Source organism: Micromonospora sp. BL1 (genome assembly GCF_003667485.1).
Classification (GTDB): Bacteria; Actinomycetota; Actinomycetes; order Mycobacteriales; family Micromonosporaceae; genus Micromonospora; species Micromonospora tulbaghiae.
In genome coordinates this window covers 1-2,409 of sequence record NZ_RCVK01000415.1, presented here as the reverse complement: position 1 = coordinate 2,409, position 2,409 = coordinate 1, and the positions used below count along the sequence as shown (strand labels likewise).

The 2,409-nt window shown below is 71.7% G+C and carries 2 protein-coding genes; one reads left to right on the top strand and one right to left on the bottom strand.

Going from position 1 to position 2,409, the window contains the following annotated elements:
• Positions 1-108 precede the first annotated feature (108 nt).
• The gene (locus EAD96_RS30215) at positions 109-1,053 is read left to right on the top strand and encodes an ABC transporter substrate-binding protein (protein ID WP_121686630.1); all 945 of its coding nucleotides are present in this window, start codon (positions 109-111) and stop codon (positions 1,051-1,053) included.
• Between the two features lie 56 nt (positions 1,054-1,109).
• Here the strand turns inward: EAD96_RS30215 and EAD96_RS30210 are convergent, their stop codons facing one another.
• On the bottom strand, positions 1,110-2,369 hold the full coding sequence (locus tag EAD96_RS30210) for an Nramp family divalent metal transporter (protein ID WP_121686629.1): 1,260 nt from the start codon (positions 2,367-2,369) through the stop codon (positions 1,110-1,112).
• Between the last annotated feature and the right edge of the window lie 40 nt (positions 2,370-2,409).

Here is a 2,409-nt window from a genome sequence, read left to right as displayed (position 1 = left end):
GGCCGGCCCCACCCAGACCTCGGCCGTTCCGGCCGTCACGCCGGCCCCGGCCGGCGCCCCCGTCGGCGACGCCTGAGCGCGCCGGCCCGCACCACCGAAAGGAACCTGATGCGTCGTCTCGCCGTCGCACTCACCGCCGCCCTCGCTCTCGGCGTCGGCCTCACCGCATGTGGGGAGAGCGACCCCGTCGCCGGCACCGGCACCGGGGAGACCCGGGAGATCACCCATGCCATGGGCACCACGAAGGTGCCCGTCGAGCCGAAGCGCGTGGTCGTGCTCGACACCGACAAGATCGACACCGCGCTGTCGCTGGGCGTCACCCCGGTCGGCGCGGCGACCGCCGGTGAGGCGAAGAGCTGGCCCACCTACTTCGGCGCGGACAAGCTCGCCGGCATCACCGAGGTCGGCGTGCTCACCGAGCCGGACCTGGAGGCGATCAACGCGCTCAACCCGGACCTGATCCTGGGCAGCAAGTTCCGCCAGGAGAAGTTCTACGACGAGCTGGCCAAGATCGCCCCGACCGTGTTCACCGAGAAGGTCGGCGTCACCTGGAAGGAGAACTTCCTCCTCGACGGCGCGGCGCTGGGCAAGGAGCAGCAGGCCAAGGACCTGCTGGCCGAGTACGAGAAGCGGGCGGAGGACTTCGGCGCGAAGCTCGGTGACGCCTCGTCCCGCAAGGTCTCCATCGTGCGCTTCATGCCGACCGAGATCCGCTTGTACGGGCCGGACTCGTTCTCCGGCATCGTCGTCGGCGACACCGGCCTGGGCCGCCCCGAGCGGCAGATGCTCGCCGGCAAGGAGGACAAGCGGATGGACCGGGTCAGCCCGGAGCGCATCGCCGAGGCCGACGGCGACGTGGTGTTCGTGACCGCGTACGGCGAGAAGGCCGCCGCCGAGCAGGCGAAGGTCACCGGCGGCACGTTGTGGAAGGGCCTGTCCGCGGTCAAGGCCGGCAAGGCGCACGTGGTCTCCGACGAGATCTGGATGACCGGCATCGGCGTGGGCGCCGCCAACAAGATCCTGGACGACCTGGAGAAGTACCTGGCCGCCTGAGCCCCGATCACCCGCGCCCGTCCAGCCGCACGAGGCCGGACGGGCGCGGGTGTGTCTCAGCCCGCCAGTTGCCAGAGCAGGAACGCGTTGAGCGCCACCACGAACGCGGTGATCGCCACGGCGGCGGCGGTGGTGGCCCGGCGGTTGACCAGGCTGCCCATCAGATCCCGGCGGCGCGTGAACATCACCACCGGGATCAGCGCGAACGGGATGCCGAAGCTCAGTACCACCTGGGACAGCACCAGCGCCCGCGTCGGGTCGACGCCGATCGCGAGCACCGCCAGCGCGGGCAGCAGTGTAATCATCCGGCGTACCAGCAGCGGGATCCGGCGGCGCAGGAAGCCCTGCATGATGATCTCGCCGGCGTACGTGCCGACGCTCGTCGAGGCGAGGCCGGACAGGAGCAGGGCGACCGCGAACCCGACCGCGGCGGCCGTGCCGAGCGTGGTGGCGAGCCCGGCGTGCACGCCTTCGAGGGTGTCGGTGCCGGGGATCGAGGTGCCGTGGAAGCTGCTCGCGGCCACGAGCAGCATGGCCAGGTTGACCGCGCCGGCGATGCCCAGCGCGATCAGCACGTCGATCCGCAGGCCCTTGGCGATCACCCGCCGCTGCGTCTCGCCCTCGGCGGGCAGGCGGTTCGGGGTCAGCGCCGAGTGCACGTAGATGACGTGCGGCATCACCGTCGCGCCCAGGATGCCGGCGGCGAGCAGCATGCTGTCGGTGCCCTGCATCCGGGGCAGCAGCCCGGCCGCGGCGTCGGACACGTCCGGTTGTGCGCTGACCAGGTTGACCGCGAACGCCAGCACGATCACGCCGAGCAGCACCGCGATGGCGATCTCGAACGTCCGGAAACCCCTGGCGCGAAGCGCCAGGATGGCGAACGAGGCAGCGCCGACGATCAGGCCGCCGGGCAGCAGCGGGACGCCGAACAGCAGGTACAGCGCGACCGCCCCGCCGATCACCTCGGCCAGGTCGGTGGCCATGGCGACCAGTTCGGCCTGCGCCCACATGACCCGGTTGAGCGGCCGGGGCAGGTGTTCCCGGCACAGTTCGGGCAGGCTGCGCCCGGTGGCCAGGCCGAGCTTGGCGGTGAGCGTCTGCACCAGCATGGCGGCCAGGTTCGCCGCCACCACCACCCAGACCAGCAGGTATCCGTACCGGGCCCCGGCCGTGGAGTTGGTGGCGAAGTTGCCGGGGTCGACGTAGGCGACCGCCGCCACGAACGCCGGCCCGAGCAGGATGAGGCGCCCCCGGACCGGGCGCGGGGCGCGGGCGGTCCGTAGCGAGGGCAGGACTGGCGAGTCGTTGGTTACCACTGGTGCTCCTCGACGACGGACGACGGGATACGGGCGACTG

What these genes read in the sequence shown, in the direction of transcription:
- EAD96_RS30215 (WP_121686630.1), top strand. Translation starts at nt 109, where the DNA reads ATGCGTCGTCTCGCCGTCGCACTCACCGCCGCCCTCGCTCTCGGCGTC.